A 26394-nucleotide genomic window follows, 5' to 3' on the forward strand; every position below is an offset into this window, starting at 1 on the left:
TCTGCTAGGGCCAGCCCATCGACGCGAACCCTGCCCGCAAGCATTCGCGTGACCGAGAGACGCCCAGCGCTCCCGCTTGCCAGCAAGGCGCTTTCTCTTGAACCATTTTTTCCTAGCCACTCGCGTGAGCCGCGTCGCATGAGCCGCGCGATCAATATCAATGCGCCGATGGCCGATGTGCAGGCGCTCTGCACCAAGCACGCGCTGGCCGTATCGACCATCGAAGCGCTGACATCGGGCGGCACCCGCGTGGTGATGCTGAACCCCGACGGGGCGGACCGGATGCGCGACCTCATGAAAACCAAGCTGATCGATTCGCCGGTGGTGCGCTCCTCGCTGCATCTGGCGCGCCAGCCGCGTTCGGTGCTGCGCTAGAGCGGCCAGGCGAACTCTATCCAGGTTTCGCCGGTCTGCCGCCCTTCCGCGTCGTAGCGGCGTTCGGCGATCATACCCTGTCCTGCATGGTCGATCGTGATGATCGTGCTGCATCGCGTGCCGTAGATGGCGTCGCGGATGAAGATGGGGGATGGCTCGGCGACCGGCGCTGTGTCGTCGAGCAGGGTTTCGGTGCGTAGCGCTGTGAACAGCAGCGCCGGATCATCCTGCCCCGTCGCCAGCCAGTCGGCGAGTATCGCGTTCAGTTGCTGAGTCTTGGGCCAGGGCGTATCGAACGGTCCGTTGGACAGCCCGATAATGCCGGGGCGCAGGTCGATCGCGTCAGGCTGGGGGCGGTTGGTCAGCAGCCGGGCGCGGTGTCGGTCCACCGCGATCAGGCTGAACGGGTTGAAATCGTCAAGTGCCGCCAGCGTCGGCGCGGCATAAGCTCCATCGCCCGTCAGCATATCGGTCACCAGCGCGCCGCGCGAGGCGCGGTCGGGATGGGCCAGGCCATAGCCGCGCTGGTTGGTGACAACGCCCATGCGGCCGGTATCGGACACGCCTGCCCATGTGCCGCCCGATTGCAGGTCACGCCCCGCGATGACGCCGGGCCGGTCATCCCATTGCGCCAGCGCGGCGGAGGGGCGAACATGATGTTCGTCGCGATTGCCCGCCAGCACCAGATGCCAGCGCGGATGGGCCGCCCATGCCATTGTCACGATACACATGGGCTTTCCCTTATGCGGCGGCTTGAAAAGGCGCAACTTTACGCCCATATGGGTCGGGCCGGGTTCGCCCGGCTATGGTGATAAAGTGTGTCGTATAATAGACGCAGCGGACCCGGGGGCAGTACCCGGCGGTTCCACCACATATCCCGGTTGGCAGACATGCCGGACGGGATGTCTGACGGGGCCGAACTAGGATCGACGTGTGTTCAAAGGCGATATTTTTACCCGGCCCGTGTAAGCCGTTAAACTGTGCAAAACTCATAAGTGCCAACGATAACGAAGCACTCGCCATTGCAGCGTGAATGAGGGCCTAACGGCCTGACCTCACTCTAAAATAGCGCGGTTGAACCCACCGGGCAACAGAAGGGAATTCAGCGGCCTCCGGGAGGGCCGGGCAACAGAACCTCCCGGACCTTCTTCATTTTTGTTATCCTGCATCGCTGGCGTCGCTTGACCAATCGCCTGGCGCGGCGAACCTGTCTCGACATGCGTGGAAGAGCGCCTGATGATTGCCGGTGCTGATGCACCGAGGGCGCATTTCAGAACAAACTCCTGCTGTGCGAATCAGTATCGACTCCGACTGTCTTTTCAATTACACTTTTATGACAGTATGAAGAAAAAATCATAACTATCTGTTTTAACAGAAAACAAAATCCTTTTTCAGCGACCGAACCGCTATTGCGCTACTGTCATCATAGTGAAATAATCATCGCTATAGTGAAAAGGTTTTGCTGGAGAAAATATGATGCTGAAGGTCGCCCTTATCGCCGGTTTCGCTCTGGCGTGCGTCACCCCCGCCATGGCGCAAGGCGCTTCGGAGGATGTGATCGTTGTCGGCGTTCCCGATGGCGGTCTGGCTGCGCGCGACCTGACGGCGGGTCAGTTTGAAAAGGCCGCAAAGCGGCTGAAGGCCGTGTGGCCAGACAGCGCCAATGATCCCGCGCGCCTCATCAACCTTGGCAACGCCTATGCAGGCATGGGTCGTGTCGCTGACGCGCATTCGGCCTATAAGTCCGCGCGCTTCTCGCCCGAAATGACCCTGGTACTGGCCGATGGCAGCGAACAGTCGTCGCGCGACGTCGCGCGGCGGGCGATGAGCCGCCTGACGCCGGTTTATGCGTCGCGCTGATCGAAGCGTTCTGTTTCAAGCAATTGCACGGGGCGCGGGGCTTAACCGCGCCCTTGTCATCAAACCATAACGTAAGTCACTAAATTGTAATTTTAGTGACGCCATTTCGTCACCAAAACAGAACAAGCCTGTCACCGGACGTCCCTAACTGCCCCTTCGGAGGGCGACAGGGGGCGTTGTCCGAATCATATCCCCTGCGCTCCGCATAGCAACAAACCCGGTGTCCACCGGAGCGGAGACGACATGGCCAAGATTAACCGTATCCACACGATCCTGATGGCGAGCTGCGCCTGTATAGGCCTGAGCGCCTGCGGCGCTGACGACATCGCTTCGCCGGGCGAGGGCACCATTGTCATCCCCGCGCCGACCCCGACGCCGACCCCCACGCCCACGCCGACCCCCACGCCGACCGGCGTGACCCCGGCCGCCAACTGCCCGACCATCGCCGGTTCCGCGCAGCTGTCGGACCTGGGCACCATTTCCGATGGTGGCAATACGTGGCGCAACTGCGGTTTCCCGACGCGCTTCACCAGCTCGACCGCGATCGCCAAGGTCGCAGGCGTCATCTATTCGCTGCCCGGCCGCGTCGATGTCGGCACCGACCAGGGTGCTGCGAGCACCAACACCGACGTTACGCTGACGATCGATCCGGGCGTCACCATCTTCGCCGCCACCGGTAACGCCTATCTGGCGGTCAATCGTGGCAACAAGATCAACGCTGTCGGCACCGCTTCGCAGCCGATCGTTTTCACCAGCCGTGAAAATGTGCTGGGCACCGCGACCGACCAGTCGTCGGGCCAGTGGGGCGGCGTCGTGCTGCTTGGCCGTGCGAAGATCACCGACTGTCTGGCCCCGGCCGCAGCGCCCGGCACCACCGCGTGCGAGCGTGATACCGAAGGCAGCAGCGGCGCGCTTTATGGTGGCGCGAACGATGCCGACAGTTCGGGTCGCATGTCCTATGTCCAGATCCGCTATTCGGGCTTCGCCTTGGCCGGCGGCAGCGAATTGCAGGGCCTGACCCCGTCGGGCGTCGGCACCGGCACGGTGATCGACCATATCCAGGTCCACAACAGCTCGGACGACGGCATCGAAGCCTTTGGCGGCAGCTCCAACTATCGTTACCTGGTGCTGACCGGCAACGAGGACGACAATTTCGACTCCGACGTCGGCTATCGCGGCACCGTGCAATATGTCATCAGCGCCCAGCGCGCGAACAACGACATTGGCGACGGTTTCCTCGAAACCGACTCCAACGGTGGTTCGGCGGCCAATAATGGTGAGGACGCACTGCCCCGCCAGTATCTGAAGATGGCCAACTTCACCTATATCCAGCGTTCGACCACGGGCAGCAATGGCGCGGCCATGCTGCTGCGCGGTGGTGCGGACCTGGCGCTGGTGAACGGCATCATCGTGTCGCCGACCAACAGCTGCCTGCGCATCGACAGCACGACCACGACCCGCGACGCCGATACGGCGCTGCAGGATGCCGGCAAGCCGCGCTATATCTCGGTCGTGATGCAGTGCAACAGCACGCCATATAAGGGCAGCCGTGGCGTCGACGCCGCAGCCGTCCAGTCGATCTTCGAAGCGGGTGCCAACAGCACGATCAGCTACACCCCGTCGCTGACCAGCCTCTTCATCAACGGTGCGACCGAAACCGCGCGCACCGCGGTTGACCCCAAGACGATTGATGCTGCCTTCACCACCACCAACTATATCGGTGCGGTCAAGGACAGCAGCGACACCTGGTATGCCGGCTGGACCTGCAATTCGGTGACCGCCAACTTCGGCACCACCAGCAAGGACTGCACGGCGATCCCGACGACCTGATCGGACCCACGACCTCAACAGGGGCGGGGGAGCGTGCTGTCGCGCTTCCCCGCCTTCTTTGCACTGCAATTCCCAAAGGGGGACCCCTAGCATGTCGAAGCCGCTCAGCCTGGCGCGCCTGCTCCTGATTTCATCCGCCCTGGTCGCACCTGGTGCCATGGCGCAAACCGATCCGGCCGCCACGACCGGCGCGGACGCTGGCGGTGCCGTTACATCCGGCACGCCAACCGCCGCCGAACAGGCCGATTCCGATGCCGGCAACGTCGACGTGTCGATCCCCGGCGCGGACATCGTCGTCACCGGTCGCCGCACCACCAACGTGTCGCAGGCCGCCCCGCAGGTCGTGAACGTCCTGTCGGCCGCCGACATCAAGCGCACGGGCGAAGGCGATATCGCCGGGTCGCTCCAGCGCGTCACCGGCCTGTCGGTCGTGTCCGGCGGCTATGTTTACGTCCGCGGCCTGGGCGATCGCTATTCCCTCGCGCTGCTCAACGGGTCGCCGCTGCCAAGCCCCGAACCTTTGAAGCGCGTCGTTCCGCTTGATCTGTTCCCGACCAGCGTGATCGCATCGACGCTGGTGCAAAAGACCTTCTCGGCCAACTTCCCCGGTGAATTTGGCGGCGGCGTCATCAATCTGACGACCAAGGCGATTCCCGCCGAAAGCTATCTGGAAATCGGCTTTGGCAGTTCGGCCAATACCGAAACGTCGGGGCAATTGGGCTATACCCATTATGGGTCCAAGTCCGACTGGACCGGTTTTGACGACAGTTCGCGCGACGTGCCGCCGCTGCTCAAGCAGGCGATCGGCAGCGGTGTTCCGTTCGCCAATATCGGCCGGACCGACCAGCAGGCGATTGCAATGCAGTTCCTGAACTCTGCCACTTCGGTCGTGCAGCGGACCAACAGCCTGCCGTTCAACTTCTCCGGCTCGATCAACGCGGGTACGGCGGTCGATGTCGGCAGCGATGGACGGCTGGGCGTGATCGCCACGGCATCCTACAGCAACAAGTGGCGCACCCGCGACAATCTGCAACAGGCATCGCTCGATGTCGGGGCAGGGGCTGGCAAAAGCTACCAGCAGGTCAGCACCGATAACGAGATCACGGTCAACGGATTGCTGGGCGTCGGGCTGGAACTGGGCGACCAGAAGCTGCGCTGGACCAACCTCTATATCCGCGACACCACCAAGCGCAGCGCGCTGGCGGTGGGCCGCAATGACGGCACCATTCAGGATGCCGATTTCCTGCAACAAAATACCGCCTGGTATGAGCGGCAGTTGATCGACACCCAGCTGGTCGGCGAATTCAAATTTTCCGACGCGCTGAGCCTCGACGTGCGTGGCGGTTTTGCCAATTCGCAGCGCGAAGCCCCCTATGAGCGCGAATTTGTCTATGTGCGGACCAATCGCGACCTGGCGACCGATCCGGTTGGCGACCGTTTCGTCAATGCGCTCAATCGCCAGCGCGGCGATGCGTCGGCCACGTTCAGCGACCTCAACGAAGATTTGTGGTTTGCCGGCGCCGACTGGAGCTACAAGATTGCGCCGGGCTTCTCGCTGACGGCGGGTTACGCCTTCAACGACACCAAGCGCCGTTCGTCGCGCTATGAGCTGCATTTCGATGCCGTCAACCTGCCGGTGCCGGTGCAGCAACTGCGCCCCGACTATCTGCTGTCGGATGCGACGATCCAGCTATACGATATCGGCCTGCTCGAATTTTCGGGCAACTATCCGGTCTATGACGCGGCGCTGCGCACCCATGCGGGCTATGCCCAGGTGCAGGCGGACCTGTTTGCGGGTCTCTCGGTCAACGCAGGCGTTCGCTACGAAAAGGGCGAAATGTCGGTGACGGGTGTCGATGTGTACAGCACCGGGCTGACCCCGTTCAACGAAATCCGCAAGCATTACTGGCTGCCCGCCGTGACCTTCACGCTCGAAGCGGCCAAGGGTCTGCAACTGCGCGCCAGCGGGTCCAAGACGATTGCCCGCCCGCAATTCCGCGAGCTGATCGCCCAGCCCTATCTCGACACCGAATCCAACCGTTTCTTCCGCGGCAACCCGTTCCTTCAGGACAGCCAGTTGTGGAATGCGGACATCCGGGCCGAATGGTATATGGGCAAGGACGAACGGATCACGGCAGCGGCCTTCTACAAAAAGATCGAAAATCCGATCGAGACCTACACGACCATCACCGACACCTATAATGTCACGACCAGCTTCGCCAATGCGCCCGAAGCGACGCTTTACGGCGCGGAACTGGAAGTGCAGAAATATGTGCCGCTGGACGGGTTTTCGGACTCAAGCTTTTTCGTCAGCCGCCGGATCGCGCTGATCGGCAACTATACCTATACCCAATCGAAGCTGAAGGTCGGGGCGGATGACACCACCATCCCCTATACCTACACCACTGGCGAGCCGCCGGCGGCGTCCGACTTCTTCCTCAATGGCGTGCCGCTGACGGGGCAGTCTGACCATCTGGTCAACCTGCAACTGGGGCTGGAAGATACCGACACGCTGTCACAGCAGACATTGTTGCTGACCTATGCCAGCGACCGCGTCACCAGCCGTGGCCCGAACCTGCAACCCGACATCAAGGAACGGCCGGGCGTACAGCTCGACTTTGTGGCGCGGCAGGGGGTCAAGTTGCCCGGCGGCATCAACAGCGAAGTCAAGTTCGAGGCGCGCAACATATTGGGCCGCAAGTTCCAGGAGTTTCAGGAACAGGACGGCAACCGCGTCTATTATAACCGCTACAAGGTCGGCACGACCATCGCCGCGTCGATGACGGTCGCCTTCTGATATGAACGGGGCCGCGTTCGCGCGGCCCCATACGATGCAGGCGACCGGTCCGTTTCAGGCGGGCCGGTCGTTTTGCGTTTGGATCAGCCCCATGGCCTTTCGCGATACCATTTGGTGATGACATGCTTCACCCCGGCGCGGACCTTCATGCCGTGGTGGAGGCTGGCGGGATTGGGCTGCCCCGGCGCGATCCGGTTGTTCCAGGCGAGCAGCTTGCCGGTTTCCGGCTGGACGGTCTTGCCGATCTGGGGAAAGCGGGTTGCGCCGCCTGCCTTTGGTTCGTCCAGATAGACCATCAGCGTCCAGGTGCGGTTGCCCGCTACCGCGCAATATTTCGCATAGTCCGCGCCCTTGGGGTCGAAATAGTCGGTATGGGCCTTGAACTCCTGCCCCACATCATAGCGCTGGCCCTGGATCGGTTCGCCATAAGCGGGGTCGATCCCGGCAAAGGCGGCAAGCTTGGCGTCGATCATGGCGACGAACGGGTCGGCATGATCGAGGTCGCAGGTTTCGCTGGTGCGGAAATAACCATCGCCATTGGCATCCGCGATGGTGGAGGGGCGGCGGTCGGCCTCGATCCGCTCGATCAGCGCGGCACATTCGTCCGCGACAAGGAAATCGCGCCGGATGAACAGGGTGAGGTCACGGCTGGGGACACGCTGGACGCGGGGATGGCTGGCGATCCAGACCGGGTCGGCATCTGCGGCGGCGGGATGATCGGGCATGACACTCATAAACAAGGCCTGAGAGGGCGATTCTGCTACTGGCCAGGCCTGGAAATGCAAGCGCCATGACGGCGGAATTTCGCCTGTCATAAATCAGTCACATCACTGTCATCCAGCCGTAAGAGGAAGTGCTTAGCAGCGGCCCATCACAAAGGGGCAAGCAAGGCAGATGCGGGTGGCGATCGCCAACAGGTTGCGGGGTCGGTCGATTGACGGGCTGGCGCTGCTGGAAAAGGGGCTGATCGCCCTGCTGGCGCTGCAACTGGTGCGGCTGGCCTGGGTGGTCGTGACGCCGGTGGGCAGTTTTGGCCCATGGGAAGGGCGGCAGGCGCAATTGCTGACCCCGGCCGCGCGGCAGGCTTTGTTCGCCAGCTTCGATCCCTTCTTTCGCACCGGCGCGCCACAGACGGCGGGCAATGGCGTCGTCACATCGCTGGCGCTGACGCTGTATGGCATCCGGTTGAACGAAGGTTCCGGGCTGGGATCGGCGATCATTGCTGCGCCCGACGGGGTGCAGAGCAGTTTTGCCGTGGGCGATGAAATCCTGCCCGGCGTGGTGCTGAAATCGGTGGCGTTCGATCATGTGACGATCGACCGGGGCGGGGCGGAAGAGCAGATATTCCTCGACCAGTCGACGCCAGCGCCGACGGCTGCCCCGGAAGGGGGCGAAACACAGGCGTCGCTCCCTGCGTCGCCGCCGCCATCGGCTGGCCCGACCGCCGACAGCCTGAAACGCGACATTGGTTTTGCGCCCCGGATGCAGAATGGTCGTGTGACCGGGCTGGCGGTCAGCGCGAAGGGACCGGGCTTTGCCAGTGCCGGTTTCCGGCCCGGCGACATTATCAGCCAGATCAACGGCCAGCCGGTGGGCGACCTCCAGTCCCTGCAAAATCAGATCGCGCCCGGCGCGCGCCTGTCCCTGACCGTGGAGCGCGGCGCGGCCGTCGCCTCGGTGAACCTTATAGTGCAAGGCCAATGACCAGATATTTCCTCCCCCTTTCCGCCGCGCTTGCGCTGGTTCTGGCCGCACCGGGCATGGCGCAGCAGACGCTGAACGTCCGCGATGCCGATATTCGCGCCTTCATTCAGGATGCCGCGCGGGTGACGGGGCGCACCTTCATCATCGACAATCGGGTGCAGGGGAAAGTGTCTGTCGTCACCGACCGGCCCTTGTCGCGCTCTGAATATTTCGAGATCGTTTTGTCCACGCTGCGCGCCAATGGGCTGGTTGCCGTGCCAGCGCCCGGCGGCGCCTATCGCATACAGCCCGCCGATGGCGCGGCGGGGCAACCCAGCAGCGTGGGCCGCGCGGCCAATCGCAACAGTTTCGTGACCGAAGTATTCCGTTTGCGCTCCATTGACGCCGCAAGCGCGCTCGAAACGCTGCGCCCGCTGGTCAGCAAGGACGGGTCGGTGACCGCCAATCGCGCGGGCAATAGCGTGGTGGTGGCCGACTATGCCGACAATATCGCCCGCATCCGGCAGGTGATCGCACGGGTCGATCGCGATGTGTCATCGACGCAGATGGTGATGCTGAAAAATGCCGGTGCGCGGGAGATTGCGACATCGCTCCAGGCATTGGTGGCGAGCAGCGGCGGCGGCGAGAATGTTTCGCCATCGGCAGCGACCGTGGTGCCGATCGACAGCAGCAATGCCGTCGCGATCCGGGGCGACGCCAACACTGTCGCGCGTCTTGTCGCCATGGCGCGGCAACTGGACCAGCAGGCCGCCAGTGGCACGGAAATCCGGGTCTATTGGCTGGAACATGCAGACGCTGAAAAATTGCTGCCGGTGTTGCAGCAACTGGTCGGCCAATCGACCAGCCAGCCAGTGACCGCCTCCACCCCGGCGGCGGGCGGTGCGGCACCGGCGAGCGCGGCGGCGGCACCAGTTGCGGCCGCATCCTCCTCGTCCAGTGGCAGCGGCATTTCGACGCGCGGCCCGGCGATCGTGACCCGTTATGAGGGCGCGAACGCCATCATCGTCGCCGCCAATAGCGACGTGCAGCGGATGCTGGGCGAAACCATCCGCCAGATCGACACGCGGCGCGAACAGGTGCTGGTCGAGGCGATCATCGTCGAGATCAGCGATGCCGCGGCCAAGAAGCTGGGCGTGCAATTTCTGATCGGCAGCACATCCACTGGCTTTGCCGCGACCAATTACAGCAACGCATCGCCCAATCTGCTGACGCTGGCGGGTGCCTATGGCGCGACGCAGCTGGGCACGACCAAGACCACGGTGGTGGCAGCGGACGGCAGCACGACGACGACCGAGACACAGACTAATGGCGATCTCGCCAGCACGCTCCAGCAATCGGCGATCAACAGCCTGACCAGCGCGACCGGGGCGATTGCAGGCCTTGGCGGCAGCATCGGCAAGAACGGGATTTTCGGCGCGATCATCAATGCGGTGAAGTCCGACACGGAAAGCAATCTGCTCTCTACCCCGTCGGTGATGACGCTGGACAATCAGAAGGCGTCGATCCTGGTCGGGCAGCAGGTGCCGGTGACCACGGGTGAGGCGCTCTCCCAGAATTTCGACAATCAGTTCCGCACCGTCCAACGGCAGGATGTCGGCATCAAGCTGGAGGTGAAGCCCCAGATCAATACCGGCGGCGCGATCAAGCTGTTCCTGCGGCAGGAGGTGTCGAGCGTGGCCGGGCCGGTCAGCAACTCCAGCAGCGACCTGATCATCAACAAGCGCGAGATCGAAACGACGGTCACGGTCGATGATGGCGAGATATTGGCGCTGGGCGGATTGCTGGACGATAATGAGCGCAAGACGATCGAACGGATTCCATTGCTCAGCGACATTCCGGGCCTTGGCGAACTGTTCAAGTCGCGCAGCCGCAGCCGGACCAAGACCAATTTGATGGTGTTCATCCGGCCGACCATCCTCCGCTCGAAAGAAGATGCGCAGAAGCTGACCCAGCAGCGCTACGGCTATGTCCGCAACATGCAGTTGCAGCGCAATCCCGACATGGAGCCGACGATCGATGAGCTGGTCCGCGACTATATGGGCGCAACCCCGCCGGTCGCCCCGCAGCCGGGCGACGCGGTGGTGCAGCCTGATGTGCCGCCCAACGCGCCACAGGTGATCGAACCAACCGTGCGCCAGTCGAGCGGCGTGGTGCGCCCGGTCGAGATAGCGCCGAGCGGAGAACGCAAGTGATGCACCCTCCTTTCCTCCCGTTCGGGCTTAGCTTGTCGAAGCCCTCGCCTGAGCGGAGCGAAGGCATTGCTTCACTTCGTTCAGCAGGAGGCTTCGACTTCGCTCAGCCCGAACGGAGTTTTGTATGAGCGAACACACATCCGCGTCCGCAGATGTTTCAGCGGCTCCATCTCCACGCGCCATCGACATACCCTATGGTTTCGCGCGCAAGCATGGCGTCGTGCTGCTCCCGCAGGAGGGCGAGCGCCTGGCCATCGCGGTGCGCGAGGGGAGCGATCCGCGCATCCTGCTCGAAGTCAGACGCCATCTGGCGCGCAGTTTCGATGTCAGCTTTGTCGATCCGGCGGAGTTCGACCGGCACCTGTCCAACCATTATGCGATGGATGGCAGCGCAGCGGCCATGGCCGGGTCGATCGACATGGGCGCGGACGAGCTGGACATGCTGGCGGCCGACATCCCGACCGCCGACGATCTGCTCGACAGCGCCGATGACGCGCCTGCGATCCGGCTGATCAACGGCATCATCGCCGAAGCCGCGCGGCAGGGCGTGTCGGACATTCATATAGAACCCTATGAAACCGGCCTGGTCGTGCGGATGCGGATCGACGGGGTGCTGCGCGAAACGCTGCGTATGCCGCCCCATGTCGCGCCGGTCGTGGTCAGCCGCGTCAAGGTGATGGCACGGCTCGACATTGCCGAACGGCGCGTGCCGCAGGACGGGCGGATCGGCCTGACGCTGGGCGGCAAATTGCTCGACGTGCGCGTATCGACCCTGCCGAGCCGGGCGGGCGAGCGGGTGGTGCTGCGTATTCTCGACAAGGAAAATGCCGGGATCACGCTGGACCTGTTGGGCATGAACGGCGTGCCAGACCGGATTTTCCGCGAGGGGTTGAGCGAACCCAATGGCATCATTCTGGTCACCGGGCCGACAGGGTCGGGCAAGACGACGACGCTTTATGCCGGTTTGCGGCAGCTCAATGATGGCAGCCGCAATATCCTGACCGTCGAGGATCCGGTCGAATATGCGATGGAGGGCGTTGGCCAGACGCAGGTGAATGCCAAGGTCGGCCTGACCTTCGCGGCGGGGCTGCGCGCAATCCTGCGGCAGGATCCCGATGTGGTGATGGTCGGCGAAATCCGCGATCGCGAGACGGCGGAGATTGCGGTGCAGGCATCGCTGACCGGGCATCTGGTGCTGTCCACGGTCCACACCAATGACGCGGTCGGCGCGATCACCCGGATGCGCGACATGCGGGTCGAACCCTTCCTGCTCGCCTCCACCCTGCGCGCGGTCATCGCCCAGCGGCTGGTGCGGCGGCTGTGCCAGCATTGCCGCGAACCGGTGCAGGCGGACAAGTCGGCCAGCGCGCTGCTGGGGTTCGACCCCGGCACGATCATCTACCGCGCCAAGGGCTGTAGCGAATGTGGCGGCACCGGCTACAAGGGCCGGATCGGCGTGTTCGAGGCGATCCGGGTGGACGACACGATCCGCCGCCTGATCAACGATGGCGGTGATGAATCGTTGATCGCGCGCCACGCTTTCCTCAACGCCCCCAATCTGGGATCGGCGGCGCGGGCGCTGGTGCGCGACGGGCAGACCACGGCGGAGGAAGCCATCCGCGTGTCGCGGCGCGACAGCGTCGAGGCGGAAACCATCGTCGATGGCTGAGTTTGACTATGTCGCGATCGACCCGGCGGGCAAGGAACGGAAAGGCGCGCTGAAGGCCGAAACGCTGGAGGATGCGCGGGCGAAGCTCGACGCGCGCAAGCTGTTCATTGTCGAACTCAGCGCCGGCGCGGTCGAGATGGCGCGCAAGCGGACAGGCCTGTCGCTGCGCACGCTGCGCCTCAGCCCCAAGGAACTGACCCTGTTCACCCGCCAGCTGGCGACGCTGACGCAGGTCAGCCCGCTGGAGGAATCGCTGCGCACCATCGGGCGGCAGAGTGAGCAGGACCATGTCCGGCTCATTGTCGGCAAGGTACATGGCGGCGTGATGGAAGGGCGGCGACTGGCCGATGCCCTGGGCGTGGAGCCGAAAAGTTTTCCCCCGCTCTATCGCGCGATGATCTCCGCTGGCGAAAGTTCGGGCAGCCTGCCCGCGATCATGGAGCGGCTTTCCGACCTGATGGAGCGGCAGGCGCTGATGCGGTCGAAAGTGCTGACCGCGATTGCCTATCCGTCGGTGCTGGCCAGTTTTGCGGTGCTGGTGGTCGCGGCGCTGATGATCTTCGTCGTCCCAAAGGTGGTCGAGCAATTCGATACGGTCGGGCAGGAACTGCCGCTGCTGACCCGGATGGTGATGGGGCTGTCGGCCTTTCTGGCGGGCTGGTGGTGGCTGCTGCTGATCCTGATCGGGCTGGCTGGCGTCGGCTTCTGGCGGGCGATGAAGAATGAGCGCTTTCACTATCGCTTCGACGCCATGCTGCTGGGCCTGCCGGTGCTGGGCAAGCTGATCCGCGATCTGCACGCAGCGCGGATGGCGCGGACGCTCTCGACCATGGTGGCGAGCCGCCTGCCGTTGCTGGAGGGGCTGACTTTGACCGCCAACACGGTGCACAACCGGGTGCTGCGGCGCGCGTCGGATGACATTGTCGAGGCTATTCGTGGCGGCGGCAGCCTGTCGGCGGCGCTCCGGCGGTCCGGAGTTTTTCCGCCCTTGCTGGTCTATCTGGCGGCAAGCGGCGAAAGCGCCGGGCGGCTCGACACGATGCTGGAGCGGGCAGCGGAATATCTGGAGCGCGAATTCGACGCCTTCACCTCCACCGCGCTCGCCATGCTCGAACCGATCATCATCATTATGATGGGCGCGATCGTCGCCGTCATCATCCTGTCCATCCTGCTGCCGATCTTGCAGCTGCAAAGCCTGACCGGGGCTTAGGAGTTGAATATGGTTACACTAAAATCCGTTCGGGCTGAGCTTGTCGAAGCCCTGCCTTTCTTCAGAAGAAAAGAACAGTCCTTCGACAGGCTCAGGACGAACGGGGAAGAGGGATTTGGGTCCGTCAGACGTTCCGCCGAACATGGCTTCACCCTCGTGGAACTGATGGTCGTCATCGTCATCATCGGCCTGTTGGCGACGATCGTGGCGATCAACGTGATCCCCGCAACCGACACCGCGCGGGTAGAGAAGGCGAAGGCGGACATCGCGACCATCGAACAGGCGCTGGAGCAATATCGGCTCGACAATCTGACCTATCCGGCGGGGTCGGACGGGTTGCAGGCGCTGCTCAATCCACCCGCATCACTGGCGCAGCCGCAGCGTTACCGGCGTGGCGGCTATATCAAGAAGCTGCCCGACGATCCGTGGGGCCGCGCCTATGTCTATACCGTGCCGGGGCGCAAGGGCGCGTTCGACATCAGTTCGCTGGGCGCGGATGGCCAGCCGGGCGGCGAGAGTGAAAATGCGGATATCTATTCCAGCGAACTCTAATCCTGCATCCGATGCAGGATTTACTCTGGTTGAGCTGATGGTCGTCCTGACGATCATCGGCTTCATTTCGGCTGCCGTGGTGCTGGCCATCCCCGATCCGCGCGGGCGCGTGATCGAGGATGCCGACCGCTTCGCCGCGCGCGTTGCCGCCGCGCGCGACGAAGCGGTCGTGACCGCCGCGCCGATGGGACTGTGGGTGTCGGCCTCCGGCTATGGCTTTCAGCGCCGCGATGGCGGGCAATGGGTGGCGCTGGAGGACAAGCCCTTCGTCACCGCCAACTGGAAAGGCGGCACCCGCGCGCTGGTCGGCAAAGATGGGCGGCAGCAGATTGCGTTCGACGGCACCGGCCTGCCGACTGACCCGCTGACCGTGACGCTGGCGCGCGAGGGCGAGCGGGTGTCGGTAACGGTCGACATGGCGGGGAAGGTCATGGTCGGTGGGTAGAGGCCGTCTCCAACGTGTCCCCGCGCAGGCGGGGACCCAGTCCCGCGATCTGAACTGGGTCCCCGCCTGCGCGGGGACACGCTCAAGTGCCAATGAGCGCGGCTTTACGCCTTTGATGCGTTCTGCCCAACAGGGCTTCACCCTCTTGGAAATGCTCGTCGCGCTGGCTGTGTTCAGTCTGGCGGCGCTGGCGCTGGTGCGGTTGCAGGGGGTGACGCTGCGCACGGCGGCTGATCTGGACAGCAAGGCGCTGGGCCAGATCGTCGCGCGCAACCTGATGGTCGATGCGCAGAGCGATCCGGTGCCGCCTTCGGTCGGAGAGGAAGCGGGCGAGGTCGAGAATGGCGGGCGGAGCTGGCATTGGAGCCGGACTGTCAAACCCACTGACGATCAACGCCTGTTGCAGGTCGATCTGACCGTCGATGGCCAGCCGGGTGCGTCGCCCGTGGTGTTGAGTTTCGTCCGGGTGGTGGAGTGATGGCGATATTTACTTCCCCGTCATGCCGGGCTGGACCCGGCATCCAGTGCGGCAAGGCACAGCGGGTTGCGCCCTGGACCCCGGATCAAGTCCGGGGTGACGATGGATTCACGCTGATCGAACTGCTCGTCGCCCTGATGATCTTTGCGATGCTGGCCAGCGCCGGTGTTCTCCTGCTGGGCAACAGCGTGTCGGCGCAGGCACAGGTCAAGGCGCGGCTGGACGATATGGCAGCGGTGCAGCGGGCGGGCGGGGCGCTGGCGGGGGATCTGGGGCAGGCGGTGCCGCGCATCACCCGGACGGAGAGCGGCACGCTGGCCCCGGCCTTCTGGGCGCATCACGAAAGCGAGGATCAGCCGGTGATGCAATTTGTGCGCGGCGGCTGGGACAATCTGGGCGACCTGCCCCGGCCATCGCTGCAAAAGGTGGAATATTGGGTGCGGCAGGGGCGGCTGGAGCGGCGGACCTATGCGCAGCTGGATGGCGCGGCGGGGGATGAGCCTGCGGCGTTGCTGGACGATGTCGAGGCGGTCGCGCTGAAATTCCGTGATGCGGCGGGCAAATGGCGCGATGACTGGACCCCGACCCAGCCCGACCTGCTGCCCCGCGCGGTGGAGATGACGCTCACCCGCACTGGCGAACCGCCCGTCACCTTGCGCTTTCTCGTCGCGCCCGGCCCGGTCGAAAAGCCGATCATCGAAGGCGCACCCGGTGCCTGATCCGCGCAAACCCAACGAGCGCGGCGCGGCACTGCTGACCGTGCTGCTGCTGGTGGCGGTGATGGCTGTAGTCGCCGCGACCGCGCTGGAGCGGGTGGCGTTGGCCACGCGGATGACCGGCAATGGTGGCGCGATCGATCAGGCGCGCGCCTATGCCGATGCCGCCACGGCGGTCGCGCGCTTGCGGATCGGCGATCTGGTCGCGGCCAATCCGGCGAAGATCACGCTGGCGGGCGGCTGGCTGGGCGCGCCGCAGAGCATTCCGGTGCCGGGCGGCACCGCGACGGCGCGGGTCACCGATGGCGGCAATTGCTTCAACCTCAACAGCGTGGTGAGTGGCGAGAGCGAGGCCAGCCTGAAGGTCCGGTCCATCGGCGTGTCGCAATTTCAGGCGCTGCTGGTGGCGCTGGGCGTCGATGCGCGGCAGGCGCAAAGCGCGGCGGCGGGGTTGGCCGACTGGATCGACAGCGACGGCGATCCGCAACCGGGCGGGGCGGAGGATGCCGTCTATGCGCAAATGCAGCGGCCCTATCGCGCTGCCAACCGGCTGATGATCGACGCCAGCGAATTGCGCGCGGTGAACGGGGTCACGCCCGCCATCTATGCGACGGTGCGGCCCTGGGTCTGTGCGCTGCCGGTCACGGATCTGTCGCCGATCAACATCAATACGCTGCTGCCGGAACAGGCACCGCTTTTCGCGATGCTGCTGCCGGGGCAATTGAGCGTCGCGCAGGCGCGGCAATTGCTGGCGCAGCGGCCCGTGGACGGCTACGGCAGCACGGTGCAATTCTGGGCCTTGCCCTCGCTCGCCGGCCTGTCGCCGATGACCGAGGTGGCCGAGCAGGTCAAATTGACGACGGGGTTTTTCGGAGTGGACGTGGCAGTGACTGTCGGGGGAACGCAACTGGTGGAGCGGTCGCTGATCGACGCGCGGGAAAGCCCCGCGACGGTGGTGCGGCGCAGCTGGGGCGCGGGGGCATGAGTGCGCGCGACGCTCTGATCGTCTTTCTGCCCGAAGCGCAGGACGCGCCGCCGCACTGGATGCGGGTGGTCGATGGCACACTGGTGCAGTCGGGCGAGGGCGCGAACTGGCTGGCGGCGTGCGGTATAGCGGCCTTGCCCGACGCGGCGCGGGTGATGCTGGTGCCGCCTGCGGCATTGGTGGCGCTGCACTGGACGCTGCATCCCGATTTGCCGGTGCGGCAGGCGCGGGCGGCGGCGCGGCTGGCGGCGCTGGCGGAGGGAATCCTGCCTGCCGATCAGCTGTTTGCGGTGACCGATGCGCAGGATGATCCCGCGCAACCCCATATCGTCGCATTGGCGGCGCGGGGCGACATGCAGCATTGGCTGCTTTGGGCGCAGCATCATGGGCTGGACCCCGACATAATCGTGCCTGCGCCCCTTTTGCTGCCGGAGCCGGAGACTGGCTTTGCGCGCGGCGTGATGGGCGGCGTGACGGTATTGCGGGGCGCGGACATGGCGCTGACCGGGGACATGGCCTTGCCCGCGCTGATCGGCGACGCGCCCGTTGTCGATGTGCCGCAGCGCGTGATCGAGGGGCGAGCGATTGCCGCGCTGGACACACCACCCATGGACCTGCGGCAAGGTGACTTCGCCAAGCGGGTGCGGCGGCAGGTCGATCAGCGTGCGCTGAAACGGGTGGCGTTGTGGAGCGGGCTGATCCTGCTCGCGGCGCTGCTGATCGCACTGGTCGGCATCGTCAAAAGCCATCGCGAGGCCAGTCGGCTGGACGCGGAGAGCCTGGCGCTGGCGCAGCAGGTCGTTCCCGGCGCAAGCGATGCGCGCCAAGCGCTTGGCGCGATGGAGCAGCAGCTGGCCGCGCGAGGGGCTGGCGGACGGGCGTTTACTGCACCGGTCGCGGCGCTGATGGCAGCGATGCAGGATGCGCCCGGCGTCGCGCTGACCAGCCTGTCGCGCGACCCGGACGGAATGCTGCGCGCGACGCTGGCGGCGGCGAAGGCGGATGACATCAACATCGTGCTGCTCGCGCTTCAGGCGGCGGGCTTCACCATTACGGCGACCCCCGCGCAGGAGCCGGGCGGGCGGACGCTGGCAGAGATTACGGTGCGGTCATGATGGAACGGATGCAGGCACTCTGGGCGGAACGATCGCCCCGCGAACAAGTGATGCTGGGCGTGATGTTCGCCCTGCTGGCAGGCGTAATCCTCTGGTTCGGGGTGGCGATGCCGCTCGACCGGGCGCAGCGGTCGGCACGCGATACGCTGCTGGAAGCGACGGATCGCAACGCGGCGGTGCGCGCGGCGGTGCGGCAGTTGAAGGCGTTGCCCCGCGCGGTCGAAGGCGGCCCGTCCGCGCCGCTTGATCAGCTGGTCGGGCAGGGCGCAGGTGAAGCGGGGCTGACGCTGGAACGGGCGCAGGCGCAGGGACCGGACCGGATGGAGATTGCCATCGCATCGATCCGGCCGGTCGCGCTTTTCTCCTGGATCGCCACGCTGGAGGCGCAGGGGGTGCGGGTCGATACGATGAGTGCGCGGCCTGCGCCGACCGCTGGCAGCCTGTCGGTGCAGGCGGTGCTGGTGCGGGGAGCGGGGCAATGATGGGCCTCACCCTCTCGCGCCGGATGCGGATCACGTTGTTGGTTATCGTGCTGCTGGGGCTGCTGCTATTCTTGCCTATGCGGGTCGCGCTGGGGCTGGCCGGGCTGGAGCGGCTGGGCGTGGCCGCGCGGGACGTGCGCGGGACGGTGTGGAGCGGGCGGATCGACCAGCTGATGCTGGGTGACATGCCGATGGGCAGCGTCCGCGCGGGCCTTTCGCCGCTGGCCTTGCTGACCGGCCGGGCGCGGTTTGACATTGCCCGGACCAAGGGGCTGGCCGACGACATATCCGGCGCGCTGACCGTCGGGTTCGGGCGGATCGGGGTGGATGATGTGAGCGGCGCGGTGCCGCTGGGCCGCACCTTCGCGCCGCTGCCGATCACCAGTCTCCAGATGGAGGATGTGTCCGCCTATTTTACCGGCGACCGTTGCGGTCATGCCGAGGGACGGGTGCGGGCGCGGATGGCCGGGCAGTTTCCGGGGCTGAACCTGTCGCAGGGTTTTTCGGGCGCTATCGCCTGCGATGGCGACGCGCTGTCGCTGCCGCTCGCCAGCCAGTCGGGCATGGAGACGATCGCGCTGCGTATCTGGCGGTCGGGCCGTTATAGCGCGACGATGCGGGTCGAAACCGCCGATCCCACGCTGGCATCATCGCTGGGGCAGGCGGGCTTTGCAACCGTCGGGAATGCGCAGGTGCTGAAGGTCGAAGGCACATTGTGATCTTGGCGACGCTGCTAGGTGGGGTGGTCGGCGCAATTTTCGGCAGTTTCCTCGCCACGTTGATCCTGCGCTGGCCGCAAGGGCGGGTGGTGACGCGGGGCCGGTCGGCCTGCGATGGCTGCGGCCGGATGCTGACGCCGCTTGATCTGATCCCCTTGCTCAGCGCCCTGTTGCAGCATGGCCGTTGCCGGACGTGCGGCGCGGCTATCGATCCGCTGCATGGGCGGGTGGAACTCAGCTGCGCGATCATCGGCGCGCTGGCGATCGGCGCGATGCCGGATCTGGGCGGGATTGGCTGGGCCTTGCTCGGCTGGCTGCTGCTGACGCTGGCGGTGCTGGACTGGCGGCATTATTGGCTGCCCGATGCGCTGACCCTGCCGCTTGCCTTTCTGGGTCTGACGCTGGGCCTGTGGGCGACCGATGTGGTGCTGATCGACCGGATCATCGGCGCGGCGCTGGGCTATGGCAGTCTGCTGGCGATTGCGCTGGCCTATCGCGCGGTGCGGGGGCGTGAGGGGCTGGGACTGGGCGACGCGAAGCTGCTGGGCGCGCTCGGCGCCTGGTTTGGGTGGCAGGCCTTGCCCTTCATCCTGCTGATCGCGGCGATGGCGGGGCTGGGCGTCATGTTGGTGACGGGCCGGGCAAAAGAGGCGACGGCGCGGGTGCCGCTCGGCACATTTCTGGCGCTGGCGGCGGTGCCGGGTTGGTATTGCGTTCGCTTCCTATACTGACGACTGGCGCAAAGGAACGATAGAACATATAGTGAACATATGCACGATTCGTCCCCTGTTCTTGCCCGGTTGAGGGAGAGCCTGCAACAGCTGGAGCCGCGCCGCGCGACCGCGCCTGCGGCGCTGTTCGCGCTGGGGCATGACGGGGTGGACGCGGCGTTGGGTGGCGGGCTGGCGCGCGGGCGGCTGCATGAACTCTTCGCCGATGCGGAGGATGCCAGCAGCGGCGCGGGCGTTGCTGCTCTGTTTAGCCTGCGGGCGGGGGAGGGGCGGCCTTTCCTGTGGTTGCGCACCGAAGCGATGCAGAAGCGGGTCGGGCAGCTGCACGCCACCGGCCTCGTCGAACTGGGCATCGACCCAGCCAATATGCTGCTGGTACTGGCCCCCGATGATGCGGCTTTGCTCCATGCAGCGGCAGAGGCAGCGCGCTGCGCCGGGCTGGGGGCGGTGCTGGTCGAAGGATGGGGCGCGATGCGCGGGCTGGACCTGACCGCCAGCCGCCGCCTGATGCTGGCCGCCGAAGCATCGGGCGTCACCCTGTTCCTGCTGCGGATCGCCGCCGATACTGCGCCGAGCGCCGCCGATACACGCTGGCGGGTCAGCGCTTCGCCCTCGATCGCGCTGGAGGCGGACGCGCCGGGCGCATCCTTGTTTCAAATCGAATTGCTGCGCCGGCGCGCCGGTCCCCCGGCCGGGCCATGGCGCATGGAGTGGGACCGTGACCGACTATGTTTCAGACGTCCTGCCACAGATGGACGAGGCGCTGATGGAAGAGTTGGGGGAGGCGGAGAGCATGACGATCGCGACGCCGGCACCCCGGCATCGCCGCTATCTCGCCCTGTTCTTCCCCTGGCTCCCGGCGGAGCGGTTGCGCCTGACCCGGCCCCATTTGTGCGCCGGGCAGGATGAACGGCCCCGCGTTTTTGTCGAGAAGGTCCGCGGCGCGCTGCGACTGGCGGCGGTGGATGAGGCCGCGGCGGCGCTGGGCCTGTCGCCCGGCCTGTCGATGGCGGACGCCCGCGCCCGCGTGCCGGACCTCGACCTGTTCGACCATGTGCCGCATGAGGATCAGGACTGGCTGGAGCGGCTGGCCGATGGCTGCACCCGTTACACGCCGACCGTGGCGCTCGATCCGCCCGACGGGCTGATCCTCGACACCAGCGGTTGCGACCATCTCTTTGGTGGCGAGGCGGGGTTGGCGGCTGATCTGGAACGGCGGCTGGCGCGGCTGGGCGTGGCGGTGCGGCTGGCCTTTGCCGGGACGCCGGAGGGGGCGCGGGCGCTGGCGCGCTATGTGGCGGGGGCGGCGTGCGATGAAGATAGCGCGATCCGCCGCCTGCCTGTCGCCGCGCTGGAACTGGATGAAGAGGCGACGCTGGCGCTGCGCCGCGCGGGGCTGAAAACCGTCGGCGATGTCGCGCGTCGGCCAATGTCGTCCATCGCCGCCCGTTTCGGCGCGGGCGCGGTGATGGCGATCCGCCGGATCGTGGGGGAGGCGGACAGTGCGCTGACCCCGCGCCGGGTCGTCCCGCCGCTGGGCGTCGAGCGGCGCTTTGCCGAACCGGTCGCCCGCACCGAAACCATGATGACGATCCTGGCCGAACTGGCGGGCGAGGCGGCAGAGATATTGGAACAGAGGGGCCATGGCGGTCGCCGGTTCGAGGCGCTGTTTTTCCGCAGCGACGGGCTGGTGCGTCGGCTGACCGTGGAAACCGGTGCGCCGATGCGCGATGTCCCGGCGCTGATGCGGTTGATCCGGGAACGGATCGACAGCCTCAACGATCCGATCGACCCCGGTTTCGGTTTCGACCTGCTGCGCCTGAACGTGCCGCTGACCGAGCCGCTGGGCGCATCGCAATTGCGGCTGGAGGGCGGGGCTACGGGCGAGGCGGCGGTGACTGCGCTGGTCGAGCGATTGAGCACCCGGCTGGGGCGCAACCGCGTCCGCCGCTTTGGCGCGCGCGACAGCCATATGCCCGAACAGGCCGAATTTGCGCTGCCCGCGCTCGATGCGCCGCCGTCCGACCTGTGGGCGACGCCGCAGACGGGCGAGCCGCCGCTGCGCCCCATCCATCTGTTCGATCCGCCCCAGCCGATCGAGGTGCTGGGTGCCGAAGTCCCCGACGGCCCGCCCCGTCGCTTCCGCTGGCGGCGGGCGCTGCACGAAGTCGCCCGGTTCGAGGGGCCGGAGCGGATCGCCGGGGAATGGTGGCGCAGGCGACCCGTCTCGATCGAACTGCCCCGGCCCGGCAGCGATTCGGGCGAGATCGACATCCGCTATCTGCTGGGTGACGCGCCGGACCATATTCGCGACTATTACCGGGTGGAGGATCGGCGCGGCCGCCGTTTCTGGATCTTCCGGCTGGGCTTCTTCGAGCCGGACAAGCCCATGCCGCGCTGGTACATGCACGGCCTGTTCGCATGAGCCGGGGGCGTGATCCGGGACCGGAGGGGGAGGGGCGGCGGCCCGTCGCCCTGGATGCGGCGCTGCGGGCGCGGCGACCGGCAGCGCCATCACCTGCGCCGGATTTTGCCGAACTGGTGGCGGCGACCAATTATAGTTTCCTGCGCGGCGCGTCCCACCCGGCCGATATGGTGGGGCAGGCGCTGGCGCTGGGCCATGCGGGCATCGGCATTGCCGATCGCAATACGGTCGCCGGGGTGGTGCGGGCGTGGAGTGCGCTTAAATCGGTGCGCAAGATGCTGGCCGAGGATGCCGAGGATCAGGGCATCCGCACTGGTGAAACCGCGCAGTCGGCTGCTGAACGCCGCCATCTTGCGGCGCAGGCACTGTCGCTGGCGCAGGCTTTCCGTCTCGTCACTGGCGCGCGGCTCTGCTTTGCCGATGGGACGCCGGACATTATTGCCTACCCCATCAACCGCCATGGCTGGGGACGGCTGACCCGGCTGCTGAGCGTCGGCAATCTCAAGGAGACGGTGCAAAAGGGCGATTGCGACCTGCGCCTGTCCGACCTGATCGACCATGCGCAGGACATGGTCCTGATCGTCATGGCGGGGGAGGCGGACGAAGCGTTGCTGGCGACATTGGCGCAGCTGATGCCGGGCGGGATGTGGATCGGGGTTACCATGCCGCGCGCCGGGCCGGACCGCCGCCGCCTCGCCCGGCTGGCGGCGATGGCCGGGCGGCTGGGGCTGCCTTTGCTCGCCACCTGTGACGCGCTCTATGCGATGCCGGAAGATCGGCCGCTGCACGATGTCGTCACCTGCATCCGCCATGGCGTGACCCTGCGTGAGGCGGGACGACGGCTGGAGGCCAATGCCGAGCGGCACCTGAAACCTGCGCGCGAAATGGCGCGATTGTTCCGCGACTGGCCGCAGGCAGTGGGCGCATGGCACGATGTGCTGGACCGGATCGCGTTCGATCTGTCGGACCTCAAATATGAATATCCCCATGAACCGGTGCCGGAGGGGTGGGCGGCGCAGGACTGGCTGGAGCATGAAGTGCTGCGGCTGGCGGGCGAGGCCTATCCCGGTGGCGTGCCGGATAAGGTCCATGCGATGCTGGCGACGGAGTTCGCGCTGATCCGCAGCCGCAACTATGCCTATTATTTCCTGACCGTCTATGAAGCGGTGCAGTTCGCCCGCAGCCTCGATCCGCCGATCCTGTGTCAGGGGCGGGGGTCGGCGGCCAACTCGGCAGTCTGCTATTATCTGGGCATCACCTCGGTCGACCCGACCAAGCATAATCTGCTCTTCTCCCGCTTCATTTCGGAGGATCGCGACGAGCCGCCCGATATCGATGTCGATTTCGAGCATGAGCGGCGCGAGGAGGTGATCCAGCATATCTATGCGCGCTATGGTCGCGAGCGCGCCGCCATCGCCGCGACCGTGATCCATTATCGCCCGCGCAGCACAGTGCGGGAGGTCGGCAAGGTGCTGGGCCTGTCGGAGGATGTGACCGCGCGGATCGGCAGCACCGTATGGGGCAGCCATGCCAGCGGGATGGAGGAAAGGCGCTTTCGCGATGCCGGGCTGGACGTGGGCAATCCGCTGGTCATGCAGTTGAAGGAACTGGTCGATCGGCTGCTGACTTTTCCGCGCCATCTATCGCAGCATGTCGGCGGATTCGTGCTGACGCAGGACCGGCTGGATGAGACGGTGCCGATCCACCATGCGGCGATGGCGGACCGCACATTTCTGGAATGGGACAAGGATGATATCGACGCGTTGGGCCTGATGAAGGTCGATATACTGGCGCTGGGGATGCTCAGCTGCATCCGCAAGGGGTTTGCGCTGATGCGCGATCATGGCCTGGGCGACATGACGCTGGCGTCGGTGCCGGGGGAGGAAGCGCCGGTCTATGACATGCTGTGCCGGGGCGACAGTGTGGGCGTGTTTCAGGTGGAAAGCCGCGCCCAGATCAACATGCTGCCCCGCCTGCGCCCGCGCAAATTTTATGATCTGGCGGTGCAGGTGGCGATCGTGCGGCCCGGCCCGATCGAGGGGGATATGGTCCACCCCTATCTCGCTCGCCGGGCCGAGGCGCGCGACGGCAAGCCCAAAAGCTGGTCCTTTCCTTCGCCTTCACCGCCCTATCCCGCCGACGAATTGCTTGGCGTGCTGGGCCACACTTATGGCGTCCCCCTGTTTCAGGAACAGGCGATGAATCTGGCGATTACGGCGGCCGAATTTTCGCCTGCGCGTGCCAATCAGTTGCGCCGGGCGATGGCGACGTTCCGCAATGTCGGCACGATCGGCGAGTTTGAGGAGCAGATGGTCGGCGGCATGGTGCGGCGCGGCTATGAGCGAGCCTTTGCCCAGCGCTGCTATGACCAGATCAAGGGCTTTGGCAGCTATGGCTTCCCCGAAAGCCACGCTATCTCCTTTGCTCGACTGGTCTATGTTTCGGCCTGGCTGAAATGCTATCAGCCCGCCGTGTTCGCCGCTGCCTTGCTCAATGCACAGCCGATGGGCTTCTACGCCCCGGCGCAGATCGTGCGCGACGCGATCGAGCATGGCGTCATGGTGCGCGGCATCGACGTCAATGCCAGCGGCTGGGACAATGGGCTGGAGCCGATTACGGCGGACGATCCCGATGCAGGCAAGCACTGGACCCCGGCCAATCGCCGCTGGGGTGACATCGTCCCACACCACCGGCAGGACGGCGCGTTCGCGATGCGGCTGGGCTTTCGCCAGATTGACGGGTTTCGCGAGGCATGGGGGGAAGCGATTGCGGCGGAACGCGCGGCGTCCGGTCCCTTCGCCACGATCGAGGAACTGGGGCGGCGCGTTCGGCTGCCTGCCCGCGCGCTGCATCTGCTGGCCGATGCCGATGCCTGCCGCTCGACCGGGCGCGAACGGCGCGACGCGGCGTGGGATGTGCGGCGGATGCCAGCAGGCGAACTGCCGCTATTCGCCGCCGCCCGTGCGCGTGAATTGGAGGAAGAAGCCGACGCCGCGCTGCCGCCCATGCCCTTGTCCGAAGCGGTGGCGGCGGATTATCAATTGACCCGCCTGTCGCTCAAACAGCATCCCATGACCTTCCTGCGCCCGGTTTTCGCGGCCGAAGGGCTGTTGACCAGCGAGCAGATGAACGGCGTGAAAAATGGCACACGGGCCAAAGTGGCGGGTGTGGTGCTGGTGCGGCAGCGCCCCGGCAAGGGCAATGCGATCTTCGCGACGCTGGAGGATGAGACCGGCATCGTCAATATCCTGCTCTGGGCCAGGATGCTGGACCGCTATCGCCTGCCGATCATGGCTGCGCGGCTGATGGAGGCGCATGGCGTGGTGCAGCGGGTGCGGGAGGGGCCGGTCGATGTGCTGCACCTGATGGCCGACCGCATCGTAGATCGCACCGCTGAACTCGACCGCCTGTCGGAGGATCATGCTACCGTGATCGAGGCGGGCCCTGGCGACAAGGCTGTTCACCCCGTCATGTCGCGGTTGCGCACCCACGGTCATCCGCGCAATGTGCGGATATTACCCGGATCACGCGATTTTCATTAGCGGTTTTTGTGAAGTGGTCGGGGAGACAGGATTCGAACCTGCGACATCCTGCTCCCAAAGCAGGCGCGCTACCAGACTGCGCTACTCCCCGACGCCTCGCGCCTTAGCGGCCTATCGCGCGTCCCGTCAATCGGCGATCAGTGAAAGAAGAGCCAAAGTAGCAGAATGATGGGGATCGGCACGCCGATCAGCCATAATAACAGTCCCTTGCCCATGATATTTTCTCCTGCTGCGGTTCAGAATCAACTGATGGAGCGGCGCGGATGTTCCGGGCGGGGGCAATGTGTGGGCACAAACAAAAAGGGCGGGCCGTGGATACGGCCCGCCCTTCGGAAATCTCGCTAATGCGAAGATTACATCGCGTTCGCAGCGTTGTTCGCAGCGTTCGCGGCGTTGTCAGCAGCGTTCGTTGCATTTTCAGCAGCGTTCACGGCGTTTTCAACAACGTTTTCCACGACGGCGTTCGAAGCGTTCGCGGTTTCGTTGGCCGGCTTCTCACCGCAAGCGGCGAGGGCCATCAGGCTGGCCGAAGCGAAAACAGCAGCGATCTTCTTCATTGTGTACGGC

General features: G+C 65.5%; 23 protein-coding genes, 1 tRNA gene and 1 other RNA gene. 21 read left to right on the plus strand and 4 right to left on the minus strand.

Annotation, left to right across the window (positions count from 1 at the left end):
- Positions 1-138: 138 nt before the first annotated feature.
- The gene (locus tag KRZ98_RS03060; RefSeq protein ID WP_217672173.1) at positions 139-375 is read left to right on the plus strand and encodes a hypothetical protein; all 237 of its coding nucleotides are present in this window, start codon (positions 139-141) and stop codon (positions 373-375) included.
- Here KRZ98_RS03060 and KRZ98_RS03065 read toward each other — a convergent pair.
- On the minus strand, positions 372-1106 hold the full coding sequence (locus KRZ98_RS03065) for an NRDE family protein (protein ID WP_217672174.1): 735 nt from the start codon (positions 1104-1106) through the stop codon (positions 372-374). The two genes, KRZ98_RS03060 and KRZ98_RS03065, sit on opposite strands and share 4 nt — an antisense overlap.
- A gap of 18 nt (positions 1107-1124) precedes the next feature.
- Here KRZ98_RS03065 and ssrA point away from each other — a divergent pair.
- The 4 genes from ssrA to KRZ98_RS03085 all read left to right on the plus strand — a co-directional run bounded on the left by ssrA (position 1125) and on the right by KRZ98_RS03085 (position 6862).
- Positions 1125-1480: a transfer-messenger RNA gene (gene ssrA, locus KRZ98_RS03070) on the plus strand.
- Positions 1481-1848: 368 nt separating this feature from the next.
- A complete protein-coding gene (locus KRZ98_RS03075; RefSeq protein WP_217672175.1) occupies positions 1849-2235 on the plus strand; it encodes a tetratricopeptide repeat protein in 387 nt (128 codons plus the stop codon).
- Between the two features lie 243 nt (positions 2236-2478).
- A complete protein-coding gene (locus KRZ98_RS03080) occupies positions 2479-4065 on the plus strand; it encodes a hypothetical protein (RefSeq protein WP_217672176.1) in 1587 nt (528 codons plus the stop codon).
- Between the two features lie 91 nt (positions 4066-4156).
- Positions 4157-6862: a TonB-dependent receptor gene (locus KRZ98_RS03085; protein WP_217672177.1), complete on the plus strand. Its 2706-nt coding sequence runs from the start codon at positions 4157-4159 to the stop codon at positions 6860-6862.
- An 83-nt stretch (positions 6863-6945) separates the two neighbouring features.
- On the opposite strand, the gene KRZ98_RS03090 is transcribed toward KRZ98_RS03085, so the two are convergent.
- Complete coding sequence (locus KRZ98_RS03090) at positions 6946-7587, minus strand: 2OG-Fe(II) oxygenase (RefSeq protein ID WP_217672416.1); 642 nt, start codon at positions 7585-7587, stop codon at positions 6946-6948.
- A 169-nt stretch (positions 7588-7756) separates the two neighbouring features.
- On the opposite strand from KRZ98_RS03090, the gene KRZ98_RS03095 reads away from it, so the two are divergent.
- From KRZ98_RS03095 to KRZ98_RS03170, 16 genes are all read left to right on the plus strand, one after another.
- Positions 7757-8566, plus strand: coding sequence for a type II secretion system protein N (locus KRZ98_RS03095; protein WP_217672178.1), 810 nt, complete (start codon positions 7757-7759; stop codon positions 8564-8566).
- Positions 8563-10758, plus strand: a complete 2196-nt coding sequence (gene gspD / locus KRZ98_RS03100) for a type II secretion system secretin GspD (protein ID WP_217672179.1) — start codon at positions 8563-8565, stop codon at positions 10756-10758. The genes KRZ98_RS03095 and gspD overlap by 4 nt, the downstream gene beginning before the upstream one ends.
- Before the next feature lie 124 nt (positions 10759-10882).
- Positions 10883-12427 (plus strand): type II secretion system ATPase GspE, encoded by a 1545-nt coding sequence (gspE, locus tag KRZ98_RS03105; protein ID WP_217672180.1) that lies wholly within the window; start codon positions 10883-10885, stop codon positions 12425-12427.
- Positions 12420-13637 (plus strand): type II secretion system inner membrane protein GspF, encoded by a 1218-nt coding sequence (gene gspF / locus KRZ98_RS03110; RefSeq protein ID WP_217672181.1) that lies wholly within the window; start codon positions 12420-12422, stop codon positions 13635-13637. The genes gspE and gspF overlap by 8 nt, the downstream gene beginning before the upstream one ends.
- Before the next feature lie 9 nt (positions 13638-13646).
- A complete protein-coding gene (gene gspG, locus KRZ98_RS03115) occupies positions 13647-14189 on the plus strand; it encodes a type II secretion system major pseudopilin GspG (RefSeq protein ID WP_217672182.1) in 543 nt (180 codons plus the stop codon).
- Positions 14161-14634 carry a GspH/FimT family pseudopilin gene (locus tag KRZ98_RS03120; protein WP_217672183.1) on the plus strand — a complete coding sequence of 158 codons (474 nt, stop codon included), beginning with the start codon at positions 14161-14163 and terminating at the stop codon, positions 14632-14634. Before gspG ends, KRZ98_RS03120 begins: the two co-directional genes overlap by 29 nt.
- A gap of 115 nt (positions 14635-14749) precedes the next feature.
- Complete coding sequence (gspI, locus tag KRZ98_RS03125) at positions 14750-15112, plus strand: type II secretion system minor pseudopilin GspI (protein ID WP_217672184.1); 363 nt, start codon at positions 14750-14752, stop codon at positions 15110-15112.
- A complete protein-coding gene (gspJ, locus tag KRZ98_RS03130) occupies positions 15112-15831 on the plus strand; it encodes a type II secretion system minor pseudopilin GspJ (RefSeq protein ID WP_254798039.1) in 720 nt (239 codons plus the stop codon). The genes gspI and gspJ overlap by 1 nt, the downstream gene beginning before the upstream one ends.
- Positions 15824-16813: a type II secretion system minor pseudopilin GspK gene (gene gspK, locus KRZ98_RS03135; RefSeq protein ID WP_217672185.1), complete on the plus strand. Its 990-nt coding sequence runs from the start codon at positions 15824-15826 to the stop codon at positions 16811-16813. Before gspJ ends, gspK begins: the two co-directional genes overlap by 8 nt.
- Positions 16810-17928 carry a type II secretion system protein GspL gene (gene gspL, locus KRZ98_RS03140; protein WP_217672186.1) on the plus strand — a complete coding sequence of 373 codons (1119 nt, stop codon included), beginning with the start codon at positions 16810-16812 and terminating at the stop codon, positions 17926-17928. The genes gspK and gspL overlap by 4 nt, the downstream gene beginning before the upstream one ends.
- Positions 17925-18410 carry a type II secretion system protein GspM gene (gspM, locus tag KRZ98_RS03145; protein WP_217672187.1) on the plus strand — a complete coding sequence of 162 codons (486 nt, stop codon included), beginning with the start codon at positions 17925-17927 and terminating at the stop codon, positions 18408-18410. The genes gspL and gspM overlap by 4 nt, the downstream gene beginning before the upstream one ends.
- Positions 18407-19129, plus strand: coding sequence for a type II secretion system protein N (locus KRZ98_RS03150; RefSeq protein WP_217672188.1), 723 nt, complete (start codon positions 18407-18409; stop codon positions 19127-19129). The genes gspM and KRZ98_RS03150 overlap by 4 nt, the downstream gene beginning before the upstream one ends.
- Complete coding sequence (locus KRZ98_RS03155; protein WP_217672418.1) at positions 19123-19860, plus strand: A24 family peptidase; 738 nt, start codon at positions 19123-19125, stop codon at positions 19858-19860. The genes KRZ98_RS03150 and KRZ98_RS03155 overlap by 7 nt, the downstream gene beginning before the upstream one ends.
- 39 nt (positions 19861-19899) lie before the next feature.
- Positions 19900-20769 carry an ImuA family protein gene (locus KRZ98_RS03160; RefSeq protein ID WP_217672189.1) on the plus strand — a complete coding sequence of 290 codons (870 nt, stop codon included), beginning with the start codon at positions 19900-19902 and terminating at the stop codon, positions 20767-20769.
- Positions 20654-22285, plus strand: coding sequence for a DNA polymerase Y family protein (locus KRZ98_RS03165; RefSeq protein WP_254798079.1), 1632 nt, complete (start codon positions 20654-20656; stop codon positions 22283-22285). Before KRZ98_RS03160 ends, KRZ98_RS03165 begins: the two co-directional genes overlap by 116 nt.
- A complete protein-coding gene (locus KRZ98_RS03170; protein WP_217672190.1) occupies positions 22282-25827 on the plus strand; it encodes an error-prone DNA polymerase in 3546 nt (1181 codons plus the stop codon). The genes KRZ98_RS03165 and KRZ98_RS03170 overlap by 4 nt, the downstream gene beginning before the upstream one ends.
- 14 nt (positions 25828-25841) lie before the next feature.
- Here the strand turns inward: KRZ98_RS03170 and KRZ98_RS03175 are convergent.
- A tRNA-Pro gene (locus KRZ98_RS03175) sits at positions 25842-25918 on the minus strand.
- Positions 25919-26180: 262 nt separating this feature from the next.
- Positions 26181-26384 carry a hypothetical protein gene (locus KRZ98_RS03180; protein WP_119743806.1) on the minus strand — a complete coding sequence of 68 codons (204 nt, stop codon included), beginning with the start codon at positions 26382-26384 and terminating at the stop codon, positions 26181-26183.
- Positions 26385-26394 lie beyond the last annotated feature (10 nt).

This window comes from Sphingobium sp. AS12, assembly GCF_019097845.1.
Lineage (GTDB): Bacteria > Pseudomonadota > Alphaproteobacteria > Sphingomonadales > Sphingomonadaceae > Sphingobium.

Bases quoted from the DNA above. Each gene is read 5' to 3' on its own strand.
- gspD (WP_217672179.1), top strand. From the start codon at position 8,563: ATGACCAGATATTTCCTCCCCCTTTCCGCCGCGCTTGCGCTGGTTCTG.
- gspG (WP_217672182.1), top strand. From the start codon at position 13,647: ATGGTTACACTAAAATCCGTTCGGGCTGAGCTTGTCGAAGCCCTGCCT.
- KRZ98_RS03080 (WP_217672176.1), top strand. From the start codon at position 2,479: ATGGCCAAGATTAACCGTATCCACACGATCCTGATGGCGAGCTGCGCC.
- gspL (WP_217672186.1), top strand. From the start codon at position 16,810: ATGAGTGCGCGCGACGCTCTGATCGTCTTTCTGCCCGAAGCGCAGGAC.
- KRZ98_RS03150 (WP_217672188.1), top strand. From the start codon at position 18,407: ATGATGGGCCTCACCCTCTCGCGCCGGATGCGGATCACGTTGTTGGTT.
- gspE (WP_217672180.1), top strand. From the start codon at position 10,883: ATGAGCGAACACACATCCGCGTCCGCAGATGTTTCAGCGGCTCCATCT.
- KRZ98_RS03060 (WP_217672173.1), top strand. From the start codon at position 139: ATGAGCCGCGCGATCAATATCAATGCGCCGATGGCCGATGTGCAGGCG.
- gspI (WP_217672184.1), top strand. From the start codon at position 14,750: ATGCGTTCTGCCCAACAGGGCTTCACCCTCTTGGAAATGCTCGTCGCG.
- KRZ98_RS03095 (WP_217672178.1), top strand. From the start codon at position 7,757: ATGCGGGTGGCGATCGCCAACAGGTTGCGGGGTCGGTCGATTGACGGG.
- gspJ (WP_254798039.1), top strand. From the start codon at position 15,112: ATGGCGATATTTACTTCCCCGTCATGCCGGGCTGGACCCGGCATCCAG.
- KRZ98_RS03085 (WP_217672177.1), top strand. From the start codon at position 4,157: ATGTCGAAGCCGCTCAGCCTGGCGCGCCTGCTCCTGATTTCATCCGCC.
- KRZ98_RS03180 (WP_119743806.1), bottom strand. From the start codon at position 26,384: ATGAAGAAGATCGCTGCTGTTTTCGCTTCGGCCAGCCTGATGGCCCTC.
- KRZ98_RS03090 (WP_217672416.1), bottom strand. From the start codon at position 7,587: ATGCCCGATCATCCCGCCGCCGCAGATGCCGACCCGGTCTGGATCGCC.
- KRZ98_RS03120 (WP_217672183.1), top strand. From the start codon at position 14,161: ATGCGGATATCTATTCCAGCGAACTCTAATCCTGCATCCGATGCAGGA.
- KRZ98_RS03065 (WP_217672174.1), bottom strand. From the start codon at position 1,106: ATGTGTATCGTGACAATGGCATGGGCGGCCCATCCGCGCTGGCATCTG.
- KRZ98_RS03170 (WP_217672190.1), top strand. From the start codon at position 22,282: ATGAGCCGGGGGCGTGATCCGGGACCGGAGGGGGAGGGGCGGCGGCCC.
- KRZ98_RS03075 (WP_217672175.1), top strand. From the start codon at position 1,849: ATGATGCTGAAGGTCGCCCTTATCGCCGGTTTCGCTCTGGCGTGCGTC.
- KRZ98_RS03160 (WP_217672189.1), top strand. From the start codon at position 19,900: ATGCACGATTCGTCCCCTGTTCTTGCCCGGTTGAGGGAGAGCCTGCAA.
- gspM (WP_217672187.1), top strand. From the start codon at position 17,925: ATGATGGAACGGATGCAGGCACTCTGGGCGGAACGATCGCCCCGCGAA.
- gspF (WP_217672181.1), top strand. From the start codon at position 12,420: ATGGCTGAGTTTGACTATGTCGCGATCGACCCGGCGGGCAAGGAACGG.
- KRZ98_RS03165 (WP_254798079.1), top strand. From the start codon at position 20,654: ATGACGATCGCGACGCCGGCACCCCGGCATCGCCGCTATCTCGCCCTG.